Source organism: Stutzerimonas kunmingensis (assembly GCF_014764705.1).
Classification (GTDB): Bacteria; Pseudomonadota; Gammaproteobacteria; order Pseudomonadales; family Pseudomonadaceae; genus Stutzerimonas.
The window spans coordinates 1-17,282 of sequence record NZ_JACXXG010000019.1 but is presented as its reverse complement, the minus strand read 5'-3'; the positions used below and the strand labels follow the sequence as shown (position 1 = coordinate 17,282).

Sequence of the window (17,282 nt, the reverse complement as noted above, 5' to 3'; positions counted from 1 at the left end):
GCAGTTGCCTCGGGACGGAAACTGCCGGATTGCCGCGGCGCTGATGTGCAAAGACCCGACCGCCAGGGGCTGTCGGGTCTCGGAATCGCTGCATGCCTACTGCGCTCAGGCGTCCAGCATGGCCAGCGTATCGAGGGCAATCTGGCGCTCCTCGTTGGTCGGGACGACCATGACGCGCGGGCTGCCTTCAGCCTGGATTTCGCCGGCAACGCCGCGGGTGCAGCGGGCGTTGGCTTCGGCGTCGAGCTTGAAGCCGAACAGCTTGAGGTGTTCCAGTGTCCGCTCGCGCACTGCCGAGGAGTTCTCGCCGATACCACCGGTGAACACCAGGCCGTCCAGCTGCGGCAGGGCGCAGGACATGGCGGCCAGCGACTTGGCCAGGCGGTAGCAGAACACTTCGAAGGCCAGTACCGCACCCGGATGACCGGCGTTGCGGGCATCGGCCAGGGTGCGCATGTCGTTGGACAGGCCGGAGAGGCCCTTCAGGCCGCTTTCCTTGTTGAGCATGTTGTCGATCTTGGCCAGGTCCCAGCCCAGCGTCTTGCTCAGGAAGTTGTGCAGGCTCGGATCGACGTCACCGCTGCGGGTGCCCATCACCAGGCCTTCGAGCGGCGTCAGGCCCATGCTGGTGTCGCGGCTTTCACCGTTGACTACCGCGCAGGTGGAGCAGCCGTTGCCCAGGTGAGCGACCAGCCAGCTGCTGTTCTCGACCGGTACGCCGGCCAGTTCGGCGGCGCGCTTGCTGACGTAGCGGTGGCTGGTGCCATGGAAGCCGTAGCGGCGTACACCATGATCCTTGTACAGCACATCCGGCACGGCATAGCGGTAAGCGTGCTCGGGCATGGTCTGGTGGAAAGCGGTGTCGAACACGCCAACCTGCGGCAGCTCGGGGAAGAGGTTGATGGCAGCATGGATGCCGCTCAAGTTGGCTGGGTTGTGCAGCGGCGCCAGCTGAATGTTGGCTTCGATGCCGGCCAGGGTTTCATCGGTGAGCAGCGAGGAGGCAAAGAACTTTTCGCCGCCGTGTACCACGCGGTGGCCGATGCCATCCAGATGGCCGCCAGCGGCGTCTTCCACGCGCGGCAGGATCTGGGCCAGAGCAGCCTGATGATCGGCATTCGGCACCTTGACGCTTTCCTTGCCGGCTGCGCTCTCGAAGTGGATGACGGCTTCCGGGCTGCCGATGCATTCGGCCAGGCCTTGTAGCGGGAAGGTCGCTTGCGCTTCGTTGACCAAGGCGAACTTGATCGACGAGCTGCCACAGTTAATCACCAGGATGTTACGAGCCGACATCGGTGCTCCTTGGTTCTCTAATGTTATTGATATGGGTGCCAAAGATACTTTCCGCCGATTCTTGCACATCGGCCATGAAAGCGATGCCATCCAAAGGTTGTAGTCCCATGTTCAATGGCACTACATGCGGGGCGAGGGCGACGAACGGCATTGGCCCGTTCATCCAAGGTCGGTTCGCAATCGGCGCGGTGGATGGTTAAACTTCGACATCCATTCTCTAAAGCAAAGGTTCTGCCCCATGCTGATTGCCGCTAACAAGGCTGTCTCCATCGACTACACACTCACCAACGACGCCGGTGAGGTGATCGACAGCTCGGCCGGCGGCGCGCCGCTGGTCTACCTGCACGGCGCAGGCAACATCATTCCGGGCCTGGAAAAGGCCCTCGAGGGCAAGCAGGGCGGTGACCAGATCCAGGTCGCCATTGAGCCGCAGGACGCTTACGGCGAGTACAGCGCGGAGCTGGTCGCTACCCTCAATCGCGCCATGTTCGAAGGCGTCGACGAGCTGGAAGTGGGCATGCAGTTCCACGCTTCCGGTCCGGACGGCGGCATGCAGATCGTCACGATTCGTGACGTGGAAGGCGACGACGTGATCGTCGACGGCAACCACCCGCTGGCCGGCCAGCGCCTGAACTTCGACGTCAAGGTCGTCAGCGTGCGTGACGCCAGCGAAGAAGAAGTTGCCCACGGCCACGTCCACGGCGAAGGTGGTCACCACCACTGATCCTGGTCGCCGCATAGGCGTCCGCAGGCACGGCGGCAGGAACCGCTGTCGTGCGGATCGAAAAGAAGAGCGCTCCGGTCGTTGCCGGGGCGTTTTTTCGTTAGGAGAGATGAGATGAGCGCATTCCACCAATTGGTGTTGCCAGGCCTGGGCAGCGAGGAGCTGCCGTTGGCGCAGTTCGGCGATCGGATCACGCTGGTGGTCAACGTCGCTTCGCAGTGCGGGCTGACCCCGCAGTACGCCGGCCTGGAGCGGCTGCAGCAGCAATACGCTGCCCGCGGCTTCAGCGTGCTGGGCGTGCCATGCAATCAGTTCGCTGCGCAGGAGCCGGGCAGCGATGAGGAAATCCGCTCGTTCTGCACACTCAACTATGGTGTGAGCTTTCCTCTGAGCGGCAAGCTTGAGGTGAACGGTCCGCAGCGCCATCCGCTGTATCGTTTGCTGGCTGGCGAAGGTGCCGATTTTCCGGGGGACATCACCTGGAACTTCGAGAAGTTCCTGGTGGGCAAGGACGGCCGTGTGCTGGCCCGTTTCTCACCGCGCACCACGCCCGACGACCCCGCCCTGATCCAGGCGATCGAAACCGCTCTGGCCTGATCTGCAGTTCTGCGACCGTACGCGCGGTCGCGTTCTCTATCTTGAGTACTGGATATGCCGGCCATGCTTGCCATGGTTGCCGCTGAATAAGTGTCATGGATGATGCTGTGCCGGCGAGACGACCGGTCATATTCTCGCTGCATGACCAATCCAGCACGCAACGACAAGCGCGACCTGATCCTGTCCAAGGGGGCCCGGGTGATGACCCGCCGCGGCTATCACGGCACCGGTGTCCAGGAAATCGTCCAGGCGGCCGGTATTCCCAAGGGCTCGTTCTATCACTACTTCGCCAGCAAGGAAGACTTCGCCCTGCAGGCGCTGGACTATATCTATGCGCCCCGGCTGGAGCGCTATCAGGCGGCGCTGAGTAACTCAGCAGTCTCGCCCCGGCAGCGCATCCTCGACTACTACGCCGATCTCGTTGCGCACTTCGCCCGCCAGGAAAAGCCCGAATATCACTGCTTCATCGGCAGCTTGAGCTTCGAGATGGCTGAGCTGTGCCCGGCCATCGCCAAACGGCTCAGCGCGATACTGACGCAATCGGTCGAGTTGCTTACGGCCTGCCTCGAACAGGCGCGTGTCGCTGGAGAGATCGCGGCCGATTGCGATTGTGCAGTGCAGGCGGAATTCATAAGCAACGCCTGGGAAGGTGCGCTGCTGCGCATGAAAGTGAGCGGCAGCGTTGCGCCTTTGCAGGTGTTTTTCCAGCAGCTCGAACGCCTGTTGGCGCCGGCTGCAATAACTTCGCCGGGGCATGAGCGCCCGGCTGCCTTGACCAATGCCACAGGAGTCGATCGATGACCGCCAGCGTACAAGCCTTGTTTCAGCCCTTTGAGTTGGGTGCTCTCCGTTTGCCGACCCGTGTGGTCATGGCGCCGATGACCCGTTCGTTCTCGCCTAACGGCGTACCCACTGCCGATGTGGTCGAGTACTACCGCCGTCGTGCCGCCTCCGGGGTCGGGCTGATCATCACCGAGGGCACCACGGTCGGTCACGCCGCGGCGAACGGTTATCCCCATGTGCCGCGTTTCTACGGTGAAGATGCGCTGGCTGGCTGGAAGGCTGTGGTCGATGCGGTGCACACCGCTGGCGGCAAGATCGTCCCGCAGCTCTGGCACGTCGGTAACGTGCGCCGCAAGGGCACCGAGCCGGAGCCGGAGGTCGTCGGTTACGGCCCGATGGAGAAGCAGAAGGACGGCCAGGTCGTCGTTCATGGCATGACCAAGCAAGACATCCAGGATGTGATCGAAGCATTCGCTCAGGCTGCCCGCGATGCTCAGGCGATAGGCATGGACGGCGTGGAAATCCACGGTGCCCACGGCTACCTCATTGACCAGTTCTTCTGGGAAGGCAGCAATCAGCGCACCGATGAGTACGGCGGCAGCCTGGCCAACCGCTCGCGCTTCGCCATCGAGCTGGTGCAGGCCGTACGTGCAGCGGTCGGCCCTGATTTCCCGATCATCTTCCGCTTCTCGCAGTGGAAGCAGCAGGACTACACGGCGCGCCTGGTGCAGTCGCCCGAAGAGCTCGGCGACTTCCTGGCCCCGCTGTCGGCGGCCGGCGTGGACATCTTCCATTGCTCGACGCGCCGTTTCTGGGAACCGGAGTTCGAAGGCTCCGATCTCAATCTGGCCGGTTGGACCCGCCAACTGACCGGCAAGCCGACCATCACCGTCGGCAGTGTCGGCTTGGATGGCGAATTCCTGCAGTTCATGGTCAAGACCGACAAGGTGGCGCAGCCGGCCAACATCGAGGGATTGCTGGAGCGTCTGAACAAGCAGGAGTTCGATCTGGTGGCGGTGGGGCGTGCGCTGATCTGCGATCCGGATTGGGCGGTTAAGGTGCGTGAAGGGCGGATGGAAGAGATTCTGCCGTTCAGTCGTGAGGCGTTGAAGACGCTGGCGTGAGTGAGGGCGGCAGCCAGGGTGATCTGGCTGCCGATTTCCCCTTACCCGGCAGCATCCGATCTCGCCAGGCCTTCACGCTGAGCTGTCAGCATGTGACGTGGTGCGGACGGAGAGACTCGAACTCTCACACTTTGCGGCGCTAGAACCGCGACCGCGGAGTGCGACGCCTGACGTCTACGCAGGTCGGTCCAGCTGCCGATTCGGCCCGCCTTCTCTTACCCAGAACAGCGTCGCTCCCGCCACGGCCGCCGGCATGATCAGCAGGTTCAGGACCGGCACCAGCAACGCCGCATAAGTCACCGCACCAAAGCTCAGGCTCTGCCAGCGTCGCTGGCGCAACCAGGCCATCATGTCCGCCCAGCTCAGCTTGTTGTTGTCCGCCGGGTAGTCGATGTATTGCACTGCCATCATCCACACGCCGAACAGCAGCCATAAAGGCGCGGCAACAAGATTCAGCACGGGGATGAATGAAAGCACCAGCAACGCCAGCGCGCGCGGTGCGAAATAGCCCAGCTTGCGCAGCTCGCGGCCAATCGTGCGGGGCAGCATGGCCAGCAGCTCGGCCCAGCTGAAAGGCGGCGCGGCATCTTCGCCGCGCACCACCACCTCGACCTTTTCCGCCAGAAAGCCGTTGAACGGTGCGGCGATGATGTTGGCCAGCATGGTGAAGCTGAAGAACACCATCAGTACCACCAGCACGACGAACAGGGGCCAGAGGATGTATTCGAGAAAGGCGAGCCAGGTGGGCAGGTTGGGCATGAAGGTGTCGACCCAGCCGCTGAACTGGCCGACCGCGAACCAGATCAGGCCGAAGAACAGCAGCACGTTCACCGTCAGCGGCAGGATCACGAACAGACGCAGCCCTGGGCTGAGCACCAGGCGCAGGCCTTCGCGAAGGTATTGCGGGCCGGAGAGGGCGGATACGGGCATTGGCGTCTCCTGAAAAAGGGCAGGGTTTCGTCGAGAGGGGCGTAGCGCAGCGGGATAGTCGATGACTATGGGTTGTATGCAGAACCTGAATTATCCAAGGCCTCGGCGGATAGCTAAGGTGGCGCTCAACGGTTTTCGGGTCATCCGCTCCTTCAGCCTTCCCCAAGTGCTTGGGATGACCCTTTTTATTCCCATTGAGCCGGCATAGCCGGCTCGATCCGTCGAAAGGATGCGCGTTACTTGCGCTTGAGCGGTTGGGTGTCGAAACGCACGCCCGGCAGGCCGGTTTCCATGAGCGCGCGAATGTTGCGGTGGTCGCTGCCGTTCGGGTCGGCCAGGACCGCCTGATAGTGCTCGCCGAACGCAAGCAGCGCTTCTTCCGTCGTGAAGTCTTCAAGCAATGCGAGGCCCAGCGTCTTGCAGGAACCTTCGTTCTCGCCGGCAGCGTTCTCCAGTGTGCCGTTGACGAAGCGGCTCGGCTGGTAGTCGTAAGCGCCCTCGATGAAGGCAAGCGTTTCGCTGAATGCGTGGTTGCGATTGCGCAGGCTGGCGCGGAAATCCTTCAGGTCGTTCATTCTTTCTGGGCCTTGTCGAAAGCGGCCTGCTGCTCGGCAGACGCTTCCTTCTGATAGCGTTTTTTCCACTCGCTGTACGGCATTCCGTACACCTCTTCGCGGGCCTGGTCGATGCTGAGTTCGATGTCCAGATCGTCCGCGGCGGCCTTGTACCATTTCGACAGGCAGTTGCGACAGAAACCGGCGAGGTTCATCAGGTCGATGTTCTGGGCATCGGGACGGGTGCGCAGGTGCTGGACCAGGCGGCGGAAGGCTGCGGCTTCCAGTTCGGTGCGTTCTTGATCGTTCATCTCGTGGGTCTCGGCGTTGGCTGAGGTCGGCCGGATCATAACCTTGCGTCAGTGAGCCGGCCAGCCTTGCGCAGGGTCAATCCCGATGCGCAGCCAGGGTGATCGATACGGACTCGGCGAAGCGCAGCGCGTGGGGTTTGTCGACTTCCACTTCGGCGTAGCGCACCTGCGGGTAGCGCATGACCAGGTCGAGAATTTCCTGGGTCAGCCGCTCGAGCAGGGCGAAGCGGTTGTCTTCGACGTGCTGGATGATCGCCTTGGTGATGGTGCGGTAGTTCAGCGCCTGTTCGATGTCGTTCTCGCGCACCGCCTCCGCAGCGGGGTAGAGCATTGTCAGGTTGATCAGCACGTCCTGGCGATTGAGAATTTCCTCTTCCTTGATGCCGATGTAGGTGCGCAGCCGCAGGTCCTTGACGCGGATGCGGGCCATCGCGGGTTCCAGTCGGGGCATGGGGACTCCTTGCAGTCTTCAGATCAGGTGGCGGCCGCCGTTCACGGTCAGTGTGGTGCCGGTGACATAAGGGTTGTCGAACAGGTAGCGCAGGCTCTGGTAGATCACCTCGGCACCGGGTTCGATGCCCAGCGCGGATTTGGCCAGCGCCTTGCGGCGATATTCGGCGTCGTCGTCCGGGTTGAACTGGATCAGCGCCGGGGCGATGCCATTGACCTTGATCGCCGGCGCCAGGCTGGCGGCGAACGATAGTGTCAGGTTGTCCAGGCCCGCTTTGCTCGCAGCATAGGCGATGTGCTTCTTGCTGCCCTTGCGGGTCACGTCGTCGCCGATGTGCACGATGTCCGCCGGCCCGCCGCGGCGCAGCAGTTCGGCGCAGTGCAGGTTGATCAGGTAGGGCGCGAGCATATGCACCTGGAACAGCTGGCGGAACGCCTCGGCTTCCTGCCCGGGGGTATCCGGGCGCCATTCGGAGGCGTTGTGCACGATGGCCCGCAGGCAGTCGGTCTGCTGCTTGAGAGCGCTGATAAAGGTGGTGATGCCGGTTTCATCGCTGAAGTCCGCCTGCAGCGCCTGTGCGCCAAGGGCGCGAAGCCGGTCGATGCTGTCGCGTTCGCGGCGGTAGGTAAGGATGACCGGGAAGCCGTCTTCCAGCAGTCGCTCGGCACAATGCAGCCCGATCCGCTGGCTGGCTCCGGTGATGAGAATCGGGGCCTGATGCATGAAAATCCACTGCCTGTAATGGGCGGACCGCCCACAGGTTGAGGCGGTCGCTACAGGCGTGGCAGCTTACACCAGATCGGCCGGCAGCTCTGGCTGCAAATCTGGGTGCAGGCGCTGATGCTGGCGATAGAGGAAGGAGCGGATCCGCTCGGCGTCCTTTTCCTGGGTGAATTCGACTTCGTAGGCGGCCCGCCCGCCGGTCAGCTCGCGAACGCGATGGGCATCGATTTCCAGCGGGCCGTCGTCGGGCAGCGCCAGGCGCAGGTGGAAGTGCTTGGGTGGCTTGCGGTGTCCGCCGGCATCTACCAGCAGGCCGTGCGGAGACAGCTCGTGCACGCTGAGCGAACTTTCACCACCATCGTTTTCCAGCAGAGGCAGCGGCTGGTCCAGGTGCAGGCGCCAGGCACGCGTGGTTGGCCCGCGCTCGTAGATCACCGGAGGTGCCAGCTGCAGGTCGAGGCTGTGAAGTTCGTCTTCCCTGAGCTGCAGCGGGAAGGACATGCGGAAATCCTCGAATTCCGCCTGCAGCGACAGGTTGGCGCGAGCGGCCAGCTGCAGCAGCAATTCGTTGGATTGCGCGCCGCCGTCGATCCGAAAGCCTGTCGTGCGCTCAGCGCTGCTGCTGCCGTTGCGCTGCATCAACTTGCGGATGAAGGTCAGTTCGTCTTTGCTGAGAATCGTCTCTTCCGCCATGCGGATACCCTCGGAGGGACAGTGCCCTCCACGTTTGGCGTCGCGCGGTGGGGCCGCTACACGCCTGCAACCGGTATGGTCGCGGTGGGGCAATCGGCCCTATGACAAATGGGCTCGACAGTGGTTCCGCAGGCTGCACATGTTCTGGATGGACGGCTTCGCCTGAGCAGGGTGTGCCGACCAGACTTGGCGATTGCGGCATAATGCGCAGCTTTGATTGCCTCGGAGCGCACATGAAAGTCGCCATTCTTTCCGGGAGCGTCTACGGCACCGCCGAAGATGTCGCCCGTCACGCCGAACACCAGCTGAAAGCCGCCGGTTTCGAAACCTGGCACGATCCCCGCGCCCAGCTGCCACAGATTCTCGATTTCGCCCCCGAAGCGCTGCTGGTCGTGACCTCGACCACCGGCATGGGTGAGCTGCCGGACAGCTTCATTCCGTTGTACTCGACAATCCGTGATCAGTTTCCCGCGTGGAGTGGCCTGCCCGGAGGCGTCATCGCCCTTGGCGATGCCAGCTACGGCGACACCTTCTGTGCTGGCGGCGAGCTGATTCGCGAGCTCTATGCCGAACTGGGCGTGCGGGAAGTCGTGGAGATGCTGCGCCTCGATGCCAGCGAGACGGTCACGCCGGAAAGCGACGCCGAACCGTGGCTGGAAACCTTCGCGGCGGCCTTGCGTGCCTGAGTGGCTCGCCGGGTCAGCGGCCTGGCTGCAAGAGCAACTGCCGGGCCAGTAGCGGCTGGCTAGAATCCAGGGCATCTTCACGACAATAACAAGAGGTGCCCTCGATGACTGCGCTGCACGCTTTGCCTTCTTTAGAAACCCAAGTGAGCCCCGCCGAATGGCAGGCGCGGGTCGATCTGGCGGCCTGTTACCGACTGGTCGCGCTGCATGGCTGGGATGACCTGATCTTCACGCACATCTCGGCCAAGATTCCCGAAACCGATCACTTTCTGATCAACCCATACGGGCTGATGTTTCACGAAATCACCGCGTCCAGCCTGGTGAAAGTCGATCTGGCCGGCAACAAAGTGACGGACAGCCCGTACGAGATCAATCCCGCTGGGTACACCATTCACAGCGCCGTGCATGAGGTTCGCCACGACGTCGCCTGCGTCATGCACACACATACCGCCGCCGGGGTGGCGGTCTCGGCCCAGCGTCAGGGCGTGCTACCGATCAGCCAGCAGTCACTGTTCGTGCTGGCCAGCCTTTCGACGCACGGCTATGAGGGTGTGGCGCTGAATCACGACGAGAAAGCGCGTCTGCAGGCCGATCTTGGCGAAACCGCTTTCATGCTGCTGCACAACCACGGTCTGCTGACCTGCGGTAGCAGCATCGCCGATACCTTTCTGATGATGTTCATCTTCCAGCGCGCTTGTGAAATCCAGGTCATGGCGCAGGCCGGTGGCAGCGAGCTGATCGCCATTCCGGAGCAGATTCTAGCCGGTGCGAAGGCCATGGCAGCGGGCGTGACCCGCACTCGCTCGGGCATGGGCGGCGCGCTGGCATGGCCCGGTCTGTTGCGCAAGCTGGATGCGCAAAGCCCGGGCTATGCGCAGTAGTACGGGGCGTTCGCGCTACATCGCTGCCTTGGCGAACTGCTGCAGCTGCGGGTAGAAGTGGCGGAAGTCCTCGAGCAGCGGGTCGTACAGCTGCTCCAGCTCTTCCAGCCCGCCGGCCAGGCCATCCGGCCGGCTCAGGCGACGGCCCATGTTCGCCAGCACCCTGCCCAGTACCTCGAATTCACGGTAACTACCGAGCCAGTCGTGTGCCGCCATGTGCGGTGCGATCACGGCGAGCTTGCCAGGCAGCGCGGGCTCATCGGCCAGCGCTCGGTAGGCGCGCCGGGTGAACTGGTCCAGCGGCTCGCCGGAGTAGTCCGCCCAGTTCGCAGCCAGGCAATGATCGAAGAACAGGTCCAGCAGGATTCCGGCGTAGCGGCGACGCTCGCTGGGAAAGCGCGCTTTGGCCTGCAGCACCAGCGGATGGCTGTCGGTGAAGGCATCGATCTGCCGATGCAGACGGATGCCTGCTTCGATCTGCGCCGGCCAGCGACCTTGGAGTGGGCCTTTGACGAAGTCCCCGTAAAGACTGCCGAGCATGTCCGCGGGGCCGGGGCCGCCAAGATGAAGATGAGCGAGATAGTTCATGGGCGAAGCTTAGCGCGCCTCGACAGGAGGTCGCTATGCGGCCTCGCGCGCGGGCTCCTGCGCCTCCCCAGACAGTGCCCGTTCGATGGCCCGCTGTGCTTGCTCGGCAAGAGCCCTGCGACTGAGTGAGGCAACGGGTATCGGCGCCAGCAGCTGGATTTCTACTTCTGCCACGTCGCTGGCCAACAGCCTGCGCAGGTGCGCGGGCAGTTCGTCGTCGCCAATGAAGGGGGCGACGGTATCGGGCTTGTCGTTGCGCGTATAGCGGATCGCCACGGGTTGAACAGCGCAGCCGGCCTCTATCGCACAGGCTAACAGTCGGGGGTGGAAGGTGCGCACGCTGCTGCCGTCGGTCGAGGTGCCCTCAGGGAAAATCAGCAGGTGGCGGCCCTGGATGAGGTGGCTGGCCAGCTGTTGGTTGATCTGCGCGGCATCGCCGGCGCCGCGGCGGATGAACAGCGTGCCAGCCTGGCGTGCCAGCCAGCCCAGCACGGGCCATTGTGCGACCTCGGCCTTGGCCAGGAACGACAGCGGCCGCAGCATTCCCAGCAACGGGATATCGCACCAGGACACGTGGTTGGCGACCCACAGCATCGGCTGAGCTGGTAGCTGACCGATGATGTGTACGCGATAGGGCAGCGCGGAGGCCAGGCGGACCATGAACCAGCGGGTCAGCTGTTGTCTGAGTTGCAGCGATAGGCGTAGCGCGAGGCGGTCGCCGAGACCCAGCGCGGTCGCCAACAGCAACCCCAGCAGGATCACCGCGGCGACCCGCAGCAGGCGCCAGTACAGGCGCAACCGCGGCATCTATACCGCCGCCTTGAAGTGGCGAGCGTAGCGCGGGCACAGCTCCTCGCGCTTGAGCAGGATGAAGATATCGGCAACCTGGAAATCCGGGTCCCAGCAGGGTTCGCCACAGATCTTCGCGCCGAGGCGCATATAGGCCTTGAGCAGCGGCGGGAGCTGGGCAGTGACGTTGTCCGGCAGTTCCAGTTCGGGAAGTGGTGTTCGCGGCTCGGCGTGCAGCAGTTCAGTGCTCAGGTGGCTGTCGCGCAGTCGTTGCATGATCGCTCGGGCCTGGATGCCACCGTCGCGCATCGGGATGCTCGCGCACCCCATAAGGTAGCGATAGCCACCCTGGTTGAGTACCTCGGCCAGTTCGCTCCAAAGCACTGCGATGGTCGCACCATTGCGATAGGCCGGCGCCACGCAGGTACGGCCGATCTCCAGCACCGGTTCGTTGATGTCCGCCAGGCCGTGCAGGGCAAACTCTCCTTCGCTGTAGAAGCGCCCGAGCTGCTTGGCGGTGAGGTGGTCGAGGAGGCGGGTGGTGGCGACCAGCTCACCGGTCGCGAGATCGCGCACGCCGATATGCCGGCAGTGGATATCAAAGTCATCCATGTCCAGCCCGAGCTCGGCGCCATTGAGTTGGGCGTCGAACTCACTGCTGAACACCCGATAGCGCAAGGACTGGGCTTCGCGGAGGGCCCGTTCGCCTTCCAGGCGTTCGGCTCGAAGTTGACGCGTGCTGCGTGGATCGACGATGGCATTCATGCTCTGTCTCCTTGTCCGCCGGGGCAGTGGCGGGTTGGCGATGCAACGCGAGCGTCTGGTTGTTATCGTTGGGCTCGACGGGTTTGGCGTGATCAGGCTAGGAGCGGCGCATGTCGCCACTGTGACGTTCGGATGATGGTTGGATGACGGCGCGAGCCTGTGGCCAGTGATTGCAGAACCTTTGGAGATGAAGATGCCCTGGAAACGATTGATCGGTCCGCTACAGCCAGTTGCCGAGCCCTCCGGGCTGCGCGACTGGTATCGGGCCGTGTGTAACGGTGCTCCGAGTACGGACTCGTTCAGCCAAGCGGTCTACGGCGGCCGGCTGGCGACCACGCCGGGGCTGGCCTTTCTCGCGGGATACCAGGCAGCCCTGCGGGCGCTCTGGCCGGATGCGCCGCCCGGGCTTGGCGCGCTATGCACGACGGAGCGGCGCAAGTTGCGGCCGGCCGACATGGCGACGCGTTGCGAGAACGGCCAGCTCACTGGCAGCAAGGATTTCGTGACGGCGGGGGACGCGGCGCAATGGCTGCTCGTTTCGGCTCGGGAGGAGGGGGGCGGTGAGTCACCGCGCCTCGGCCTGTTCGTCGTCGAGCCGTCCGGTGCCGGCGTGTCACTGGTGGCCGGGCCGGATCTGCCGATCGTGCCGGATATCGCGCATGGCAGATTGAGCCTTGAGCAGGCTGCTGGGAAACGCTTGCCTGGTGACGGCTGGAGCGAGTACGTCAAGCCGTTCCGCAGCCACGAGGATCTACATGTGCTGGCGGCGCTGACTGCCTGGCTCTACGGTGTGGCGCTGCTTGAGCAGTGGCCGCGCGCGCTGGCACTGCGTCTGCTCGGCGTTCTTGCGGCTGCGGCAGAGGTTGCGCGGCGGCCAGCCCATGAGCCTGCCACTCATCTGCTGCTGGCCGCGTTGCTCGAGCAGTTCGCTGCGCTGCAACCTGAGGTGGATAGGGCGTTGGCGGATTCGCAGGGGCCCCGGGGCGCATTGTGGCGGCGTGATCGCGCAGTGCTGGGCTTGGCGCGCGATGCCCAGGCGCGCCGTCTGGAACAGGCGCTTGCCGCGCTCGGGCTCGAATCTTCAGTAGGCAGTTGAAAGGCAGGGCGCGCGCCGGCGAACAGCTGGGAACTCTGCCCAGGCGAGTCGGGCCTATAGAGGATCGTATTTCACGGCGGCACTTCCGCTGCGGCGGTCTGACCTGCTGCCTTGCCTTGCTCGAACGCCCGGGTAAGCTAGCCAACTGCTCGTTCAGCACCGCCAGTGCAGAGGGGCGGTATCGAGGCCGCAGCCCCTGGATGCCGTCCGGAAAAAGGGATTTCATGTCATTTCGTTGCTCATCCGCTTCGTCGCTGTGCCTGACGTCATCTGGCTTTACGCGGGGTGCCGCCCTGTGATGCTGGCTGGAGCGGTGTTCCCCTGGCGCAGCGACAATCAGTTCCGCCTCCTGATAGACGGGCCGGGGTTCTTTCCGCCCATGCTCGACGCCATCGAGCGCGCCGAGCGCCGGGTCGATCTCGAACTCTATCTGGTGGAGGACGGCGCTTGTCTCGACCGCCTGCTGGAGCCGCTGCTGCGTGCGGCGGCACGCGGCGTTCGGGTGCGCTGCCTGTTCGATGGTTTCGGCTGCCTGAAGATGAGCCAGGCCAATCGTGACCGGATGACCGCCGCCGGCGTCGAGCTGCGTCTCTATAACCCGCTTTCGCTCCGCCTGAGGCTGCGCAATCTGCATCGTGACCACCGCAAGCTGCTGCTGGTCGACGGCTGCATCGGTTACGTCGGCGGCACCGGTGTCACCGACGAATTCTGGCGTCCTGATCAGCCCGACGTGCATTGGCATGAGGTGATGGTCGAGATGACCGGCCCGCTGCTGCAGGACTGGCAGGACCTGTTCGACACCCAGTGGGTGCATTGCCTGAAGCGGCGCATCTGGCAGCTGCCCCTGCCCAGCGGTGCGCCGCGCATTCCAGTGCTGCCCAGTGGCTCGGGGCTAGGGCGCGTCGCCTATGCGGCGGCGCGTCAGCACCGCGACATACTGCACAGCCTGTTGCGCAACCTGCGGCGCGCGCAGACGCGCATCTGGCTGGCGACACCGTATTTCCTGCCTACCGGCAAGGTGCGCCGGGCACTGATCCGGGCGGCGCGTCGCGGGGTGGACGTACGCCTGCTGCTGACCAGTCGCAATACCGATCACCCGCCGGTGCGCTACGCCGGGCAGCGTTTCTATCCACGGCTGCTGCGTGCCGGCGTGCGAATCCATGAATATCAGCCACACTTTTCCCACCTGAAAATGGTGCTGGTGGACGACTGGGTCAGCGTCGGCTCTTGCAACTTCGATCACTGGAACCTGCGCTGGAATCTGGAAGCCAATCTTGAGGCCATCGACGCTGCGTTGAGTGCCCAGGTGCAGGCATGCTTCGAGCGCGATTTTCAGGACAGTATCGAAATCGACATTAAAAGCTGGTACGCCAGACCGCTGCACCTGCGCCTCTACCAGCGCATGTGGGGCTGGATGGACCGGCTGCTGGTTAACATCTTCAACCGCGGTGGCTGAAGCCGCCGCGTCACGGAGCAATGCTCCAAACCCGCGCGAAGAGGACGATCCAATGGCGGCGAAGAACATTTTGATGCTGGTGGGTGATTACGCCGAAGACTACGAAACCATGGTGCCTTTCCAGGCCCTGCAGATGGTTGGTCATCGCGTGCATGCCGTGTGCCCGGACAAGAAGGCCGGCGACAGCGTGCGCACCGCGATTCACGATTTCGAGGGCGACCAGACCTATAGCGAGAAGCCGGGGCACAACTTTGCGCTGAACTTCGACTTCGCCGACGTGCGGGCCGAAGACTACGATGCCCTGGTCATTCCCGGTGGCCGGGCGCCGGAATATCTGCGCCTGAACGAGCAGGTGCTGGCGCTGGTGCGTGCGTTCGATGAGGCCAAGAAGCCAATCGCCGCCGTTTGTCACGGCGCCCAGCTGCTGGCCGCCGCGGGCGTGCTCAAGGGGCGTGCCTGCAGTGCCTATCCCGCCTGTGCACCCGAGGTGAAGCTGGCCGGTGGCGAGTACGTGGACATTGCCGTGGATCAGGCGCATACCGATGGCAACCTGGTCAGCGCTCCGGCATGGCCCGCCCATCCGGCGTGGCTGGCGGCATTCCTCGAGGTGCTCGGAACTCGCATCAGCCTGTAAGATGCAGACCGTCACCCAAGCCCGCCCCGCATACCGCGCGGCGGGTTTTTTCATCCGTGAGGCTATGCCCTCGTGTTCGTGAGTGCCCCATGACTCAAGCAAAAGACCCCCTTCATGGCGTGACGCTGGAGGCCATCCTGGTCCAGCTGCATGCTCGCTTCGGCTGGGACGGCCTTGCCGAGCGCGTCGATGTCCGCTGTTTCAGCAATGAGCCGAGCATCAAGTCCAGCCTGAAATTCCTGCGCAAGACGCCCTGGGCCAGGGCGAAAGTCGAAGCGCTGTACATCGAAGAACAGAGCGCCGGTCGCTAGTCCGCTCACGAGCGGCGCCACCTGGTCATGCCGTTCGGCAAATACTTACCGTCCCCGCTCAAGTTCGCTTTGCGCTGTCCGACTCTTGTAACAGATTGATTCGTCGTGACTGATGAGTCGCTTTTTTCAGCAGGTCGCTGGCAGGGAGTTCAGGCGATGAGAAACAACGGGCCGGTAAGCAACACCGAACGAACCTTTCCGGCGCATCAGCGGCTGATTTCGGCAACGGATACCCAGGGCAAGATCCTTTATTGCAACGACGAATTCGTCGCCATCAGTGGCTACTCACGAGCCGAGCTGATCGGCAGCGACCACAACCTGGTCCGCCACCCGGACATGCCGCCGGCCGTGTTCGAGGTGATGTGGCGCTACTTGAAGGCCGGCAAAAGCTGGATGGGGGTGGTCAAGAACCGCTGCAAGAACGGCGATTCCTACTGGGTCAGCGCCTACGTCACGCCTGTTTTCGACGATGGCAAGCTGACCGGCTTCGAGTTGGTGCGGGTCAAGCCGACAGCCGAGCAGGTCGCCCAGGCGACGGCGCTGTACGAGCGTCTGCGTACCGGCCGGCCGGCGGTTTCGTTGAGCCGGCGCGCGCAGGGTTGGGCGCGTGCACTGGCGATGCCGATGGGCGCCGCGGTGCTGGCGGCCGGTGGAATCTTCTGGCTGCCGCCGGCAGTGGAAGCGCTCGTCGTGCTCGGTCTGTTCTTCGTGCTCGGGCTCAGCTGTCACTTCGCTGCGGAACGCCAGTTGCTGAGCATCCTGCAGCGCGTACCCGAAGCCTTCGCCGATCCGGTGGTCGCCCTGACCTACACCCGGCGGCATGGCAATGCGGCGCGGCTGGAGATGGCCCTGGTCAGTGAAGACGCGCGATTGCGTACGGCGTTGACGCGTCTGTCCGATCTGGCCGTGCAGCTCGCCGGTGCATCGGCGGAAACCTATTCGCTGGCCAGCCAGACCGAAAACGAGCTGCGCCAGCAGCGCGGCGAGACGGACATGACGGCCACCGCGGTGACGCAGATGACCGCATCGATCAGTGAGGTCGCCGGGCACGTGCAGCACACGGCAGAGGAGGCGAGGACGGCGAACGCGCTGGCAGACGACGGTGATCGGGTCGCAGCGAGTTCCCGCGAGGCGATGGAAATGCTGGCGGCGACCGTCACCAACATCGGCAACGTGGTCAACGAGCTGGCTGTCGAAACCCAGCAGATCGTATCCGCTGCCGGCATGATCCAGAGCATCGCCGACCAGACCAACCTGCTGGCGCTGAATGCTGCCATCGAGGCCGCACGTGCTGGCGAGCAGGGCAGGGGCTTTGCCGTGGTCGCCGACGAGGTGCGTGCGTTGGCGAGCAAGACGCGGGAGTCGACGCAGCAGATCCAGGCCATCATCCAGTCGCTCACCAGCAAGGCGGATGAGGCCGTGACAATCGCACAGCTGGGTGACAAGGAGGCGGCCCAGGGGTTGGCCCAGGTCGTCGAGGCGCAGCAGGCGTTGCAGGGCATTCGCGATGCGGTCGGGCGTATTGCCGGGATGAGCCAGCAGATGGCTGCCGCTGCCGAGGAGCAGGCGCATGTGGCCGAAGACATTGCTCGTCAGGTCACCCGTATTGCCGTCACGACTGACAGCAATGTCAGCAAGGCCGACCTGACCATGCAGCGCGGTCGCGACCTGGAATGCGCAGCGCACGGGCTGCGGGCACTGGTCGAACGCTTCAACCGCTGATTGCCGGGCAATAAAAAGCCCGGCATCGAGCTGGGCTTTTTATTGGTTCTTCGCGGAGTCTGGGGGAAGAGCGAGTTGACAGTCAGGGAAGCAGGTAAATTGGCAGTCGCCAAACACACCCTTCACCTGTCCCTGCTGTCGCCGTGCATCCTATTGATCTTGCCGCTTTCT

General features: G+C 63.8%; 21 protein-coding genes and 1 tRNA gene. 11 read left to right on the top strand and 11 right to left on the bottom strand.

From position 1 onward, the window contains the following. Positions 1 to 105: 105 nt before the first annotated feature. The gene (locus tag IEG05_RS14695) at positions 106 to 1,293 is read right to left on the bottom strand and encodes an acetate kinase (protein WP_191122306.1); all 1,188 of its coding nucleotides are present in this window, start codon (positions 1,291 to 1,293) and stop codon (positions 106 to 108) included. 238 nt (positions 1,294 to 1,531) lie between these two features. Between IEG05_RS14695 and IEG05_RS14690 the strand changes: the two genes are divergently transcribed. From IEG05_RS14690 to IEG05_RS14675, 4 genes are all read left to right on the top strand, one after another. Further along, entirely contained in the window at positions 1,532 to 2,017 is a 486-nt protein-coding gene (locus IEG05_RS14690; RefSeq protein ID WP_014821299.1) for an FKBP-type peptidyl-prolyl cis-trans isomerase, read from the top strand. Positions 2,018 to 2,131: 114 nt separating this feature from the next. After that, positions 2,132 to 2,614 (top strand): glutathione peroxidase, encoded by a 483-nt coding sequence (locus tag IEG05_RS14685; protein ID WP_003302715.1) that lies wholly within the window; start codon positions 2,132 to 2,134, stop codon positions 2,612 to 2,614. A gap of 141 nt (positions 2,615 to 2,755) precedes the next feature. Next, entirely contained in the window at positions 2,756 to 3,415 is a 660-nt protein-coding gene (locus tag IEG05_RS14680; protein ID WP_014821298.1) for a TetR/AcrR family transcriptional regulator, read from the top strand. Further along, the gene (locus tag IEG05_RS14675) at positions 3,412 to 4,521 is read left to right on the top strand and encodes an NADH:flavin oxidoreductase (RefSeq protein ID WP_191122305.1); all 1,110 of its coding nucleotides are present in this window, start codon (positions 3,412 to 3,414) and stop codon (positions 4,519 to 4,521) included. Before IEG05_RS14680 ends, IEG05_RS14675 begins: the two co-directional genes overlap by 4 nt. 98 nt (positions 4,522 to 4,619) lie before the next feature. Here the strand turns inward: IEG05_RS14675 and IEG05_RS14670 are convergent. From IEG05_RS14670 to IEG05_RS14640, 7 genes are all read right to left on the bottom strand, one after another. Continuing rightward, positions 4,620 to 4,730: transfer RNA gene (locus IEG05_RS14670), tRNA-OTHER, on the bottom strand. Beyond that, on the bottom strand, positions 4,696 to 5,451 hold the full coding sequence (gene cysZ / locus IEG05_RS14665) for a sulfate transporter CysZ (protein ID WP_191122304.1): 756 nt from the start codon (positions 5,449 to 5,451) through the stop codon (positions 4,696 to 4,698). The genes IEG05_RS14670 and cysZ overlap by 35 nt, the downstream gene beginning before the upstream one ends. Before the next feature lie 236 nt (positions 5,452 to 5,687). Then, entirely contained in the window at positions 5,688 to 6,026 is a 339-nt protein-coding gene (locus IEG05_RS14660) for a HopJ type III effector protein (RefSeq protein WP_023446836.1), read from the bottom strand. After that, the gene (locus tag IEG05_RS14655) at positions 6,023 to 6,316 is read right to left on the bottom strand and encodes a DUF1244 domain-containing protein (protein WP_046618043.1); all 294 of its coding nucleotides are present in this window, start codon (positions 6,314 to 6,316) and stop codon (positions 6,023 to 6,025) included. Before IEG05_RS14655 ends, IEG05_RS14660 begins: the two co-directional genes overlap by 4 nt. Before the next feature lie 76 nt (positions 6,317 to 6,392). Beyond that, on the bottom strand, positions 6,393 to 6,767 hold the full coding sequence (gene folX / locus IEG05_RS14650) for a dihydroneopterin triphosphate 2'-epimerase (protein ID WP_003285881.1): 375 nt from the start codon (positions 6,765 to 6,767) through the stop codon (positions 6,393 to 6,395). Positions 6,768 to 6,785: 18 nt separating this feature from the next. Next, positions 6,786 to 7,490 (bottom strand): dihydromonapterin reductase, encoded by a 705-nt coding sequence (gene folM / locus IEG05_RS14645; RefSeq protein ID WP_014821294.1) that lies wholly within the window; start codon positions 7,488 to 7,490, stop codon positions 6,786 to 6,788. A gap of 66 nt (positions 7,491 to 7,556) precedes the next feature. After that, positions 7,557 to 8,183: a PilZ domain-containing protein gene (locus tag IEG05_RS14640; RefSeq protein WP_046618031.1), complete on the bottom strand. Its 627-nt coding sequence runs from the start codon at positions 8,181 to 8,183 to the stop codon at positions 7,557 to 7,559. A gap of 233 nt (positions 8,184 to 8,416) precedes the next feature. Here IEG05_RS14640 and IEG05_RS14635 point away from each other — a divergent pair, with 233 nt between their 5' ends. Both IEG05_RS14635 and IEG05_RS14630 read left to right on the top strand, forming a co-directional pair. Next, on the top strand, positions 8,417 to 8,869 hold the full coding sequence (locus tag IEG05_RS14635) for a flavodoxin (RefSeq protein WP_102831959.1): 453 nt from the start codon (positions 8,417 to 8,419) through the stop codon (positions 8,867 to 8,869). Between the two features lie 104 nt (positions 8,870 to 8,973). Beyond that, positions 8,974 to 9,750, top strand: a complete 777-nt coding sequence (locus IEG05_RS14630; protein ID WP_044315541.1) for a class II aldolase/adducin family protein — start codon at positions 8,974 to 8,976, stop codon at positions 9,748 to 9,750. Positions 9,751 to 9,765: 15 nt separating this feature from the next. On the opposite strand, the gene IEG05_RS14625 is transcribed toward IEG05_RS14630, so the two are convergent. The 3 genes from IEG05_RS14625 to olsB are packed head-to-tail and all read right to left on the bottom strand — an operon-like array spanning position 9,766 to position 11,892. Then, positions 9,766 to 10,338, bottom strand: coding sequence for an acyl carrier protein phosphodiesterase (locus tag IEG05_RS14625; RefSeq protein ID WP_003285887.1), 573 nt, complete (start codon positions 10,336 to 10,338; stop codon positions 9,766 to 9,768). Positions 10,339 to 10,371: 33 nt separating this feature from the next. After that, a complete protein-coding gene (locus tag IEG05_RS14620; RefSeq protein WP_191122303.1) occupies positions 10,372 to 11,145 on the bottom strand; it encodes a lysophospholipid acyltransferase family protein in 774 nt (257 codons plus the stop codon). Beyond that, positions 11,146 to 11,892 carry an L-ornithine N(alpha)-acyltransferase gene (gene olsB, locus IEG05_RS14615; protein WP_046618036.1) on the bottom strand — a complete coding sequence of 249 codons (747 nt, stop codon included), beginning with the start codon at positions 11,890 to 11,892 and terminating at the stop codon, positions 11,146 to 11,148. It abuts the gene before it with no gap. Positions 11,893 to 12,079: 187 nt separating this feature from the next. On the opposite strand from olsB, the gene IEG05_RS14610 reads away from it, so the two are divergent. The 5 genes from IEG05_RS14610 to IEG05_RS14590 all read left to right on the top strand — a co-directional run bounded on the left by IEG05_RS14610 (position 12,080) and on the right by IEG05_RS14590 (position 17,111). Further along, positions 12,080 to 12,988, top strand: a complete 909-nt coding sequence (locus IEG05_RS14610; RefSeq protein WP_046618037.1) for an acyl-CoA dehydrogenase middle domain-containing protein — start codon at positions 12,080 to 12,082, stop codon at positions 12,986 to 12,988. Between the two features lie 298 nt (positions 12,989 to 13,286). Then, a complete protein-coding gene (locus IEG05_RS14605; protein ID WP_046618045.1) occupies positions 13,287 to 14,444 on the top strand; it encodes a phospholipase D-like domain-containing protein in 1,158 nt (385 codons plus the stop codon). Between the two features lie 52 nt (positions 14,445 to 14,496). After that, the gene (locus IEG05_RS14600) at positions 14,497 to 15,078 is read left to right on the top strand and encodes a DJ-1/PfpI family protein (protein WP_046618038.1); all 582 of its coding nucleotides are present in this window, start codon (positions 14,497 to 14,499) and stop codon (positions 15,076 to 15,078) included. An 89-nt stretch (positions 15,079 to 15,167) separates the two neighbouring features. Then, entirely contained in the window at positions 15,168 to 15,389 is a 222-nt protein-coding gene (locus IEG05_RS14595; RefSeq protein ID WP_036992249.1) for a VF530 family protein, read from the top strand. Between the two features lie 156 nt (positions 15,390 to 15,545). After that, positions 15,546 to 17,111, top strand: coding sequence for a methyl-accepting chemotaxis protein (locus IEG05_RS14590; protein ID WP_046618041.1), 1,566 nt, complete (start codon positions 15,546 to 15,548; stop codon positions 17,109 to 17,111). Positions 17,112 to 17,282 lie beyond the last annotated feature (171 nt).

What these genes read in the sequence shown, in the direction of transcription:
- IEG05_RS14695 (WP_191122306.1), bottom strand. Translation starts at nt 1,293, where the DNA reads ATGTCGGCTCGTAACATCCTGGTGATTAACTGTGGCAGCTCGTCGATC.
- IEG05_RS14690 (WP_014821299.1), top strand. Translation starts at nt 1,532, where the DNA reads ATGCTGATTGCCGCTAACAAGGCTGTCTCCATCGACTACACACTCACC.
- IEG05_RS14685 (WP_003302715.1), top strand. Translation starts at nt 2,132, where the DNA reads ATGAGCGCATTCCACCAATTGGTGTTGCCAGGCCTGGGCAGCGAGGAG.
- IEG05_RS14680 (WP_014821298.1), top strand. Translation starts at nt 2,756, where the DNA reads ATGACCAATCCAGCACGCAACGACAAGCGCGACCTGATCCTGTCCAAG.
- IEG05_RS14675 (WP_191122305.1), top strand. Translation starts at nt 3,412, where the DNA reads ATGACCGCCAGCGTACAAGCCTTGTTTCAGCCCTTTGAGTTGGGTGCT.
- cysZ (WP_191122304.1), bottom strand. Translation starts at nt 5,451, where the DNA reads ATGCCCGTATCCGCCCTCTCCGGCCCGCAATACCTTCGCGAAGGCCTG.
- IEG05_RS14660 (WP_023446836.1), bottom strand. Translation starts at nt 6,026, where the DNA reads ATGAACGACCTGAAGGATTTCCGCGCCAGCCTGCGCAATCGCAACCAC.
- IEG05_RS14655 (WP_046618043.1), bottom strand. Translation starts at nt 6,316, where the DNA reads ATGAACGATCAAGAACGCACCGAACTGGAAGCCGCAGCCTTCCGCCGC.
- folX (WP_003285881.1), bottom strand. Translation starts at nt 6,767, where the DNA reads ATGCCCCGACTGGAACCCGCGATGGCCCGCATCCGCGTCAAGGACCTG.
- folM (WP_014821294.1), bottom strand. Translation starts at nt 7,490, where the DNA reads ATGCATCAGGCCCCGATTCTCATCACCGGAGCCAGCCAGCGGATCGGG.
- IEG05_RS14640 (WP_046618031.1), bottom strand. Translation starts at nt 8,183, where the DNA reads ATGGCGGAAGAGACGATTCTCAGCAAAGACGAACTGACCTTCATCCGC.
- IEG05_RS14635 (WP_102831959.1), top strand. Translation starts at nt 8,417, where the DNA reads ATGAAAGTCGCCATTCTTTCCGGGAGCGTCTACGGCACCGCCGAAGAT.
- IEG05_RS14630 (WP_044315541.1), top strand. Translation starts at nt 8,974, where the DNA reads ATGACTGCGCTGCACGCTTTGCCTTCTTTAGAAACCCAAGTGAGCCCC.
- IEG05_RS14625 (WP_003285887.1), bottom strand. Translation starts at nt 10,338, where the DNA reads ATGAACTATCTCGCTCATCTTCATCTTGGCGGCCCCGGCCCCGCGGAC.
- IEG05_RS14620 (WP_191122303.1), bottom strand. Translation starts at nt 11,145, where the DNA reads ATGCCGCGGTTGCGCCTGTACTGGCGCCTGCTGCGGGTCGCCGCGGTG.
- olsB (WP_046618036.1), bottom strand. Translation starts at nt 11,892, where the DNA reads ATGAATGCCATCGTCGATCCACGCAGCACGCGTCAACTTCGAGCCGAA.
- IEG05_RS14610 (WP_046618037.1), top strand. Translation starts at nt 12,080, where the DNA reads ATGAAGATGCCCTGGAAACGATTGATCGGTCCGCTACAGCCAGTTGCC.
- IEG05_RS14605 (WP_046618045.1), top strand. Translation starts at nt 13,287, where the DNA reads ATGCTGGCTGGAGCGGTGTTCCCCTGGCGCAGCGACAATCAGTTCCGC.
- IEG05_RS14600 (WP_046618038.1), top strand. Translation starts at nt 14,497, where the DNA reads ATGGCGGCGAAGAACATTTTGATGCTGGTGGGTGATTACGCCGAAGAC.
- IEG05_RS14595 (WP_036992249.1), top strand. Translation starts at nt 15,168, where the DNA reads ATGACTCAAGCAAAAGACCCCCTTCATGGCGTGACGCTGGAGGCCATC.
- IEG05_RS14590 (WP_046618041.1), top strand. Translation starts at nt 15,546, where the DNA reads ATGAGAAACAACGGGCCGGTAAGCAACACCGAACGAACCTTTCCGGCG.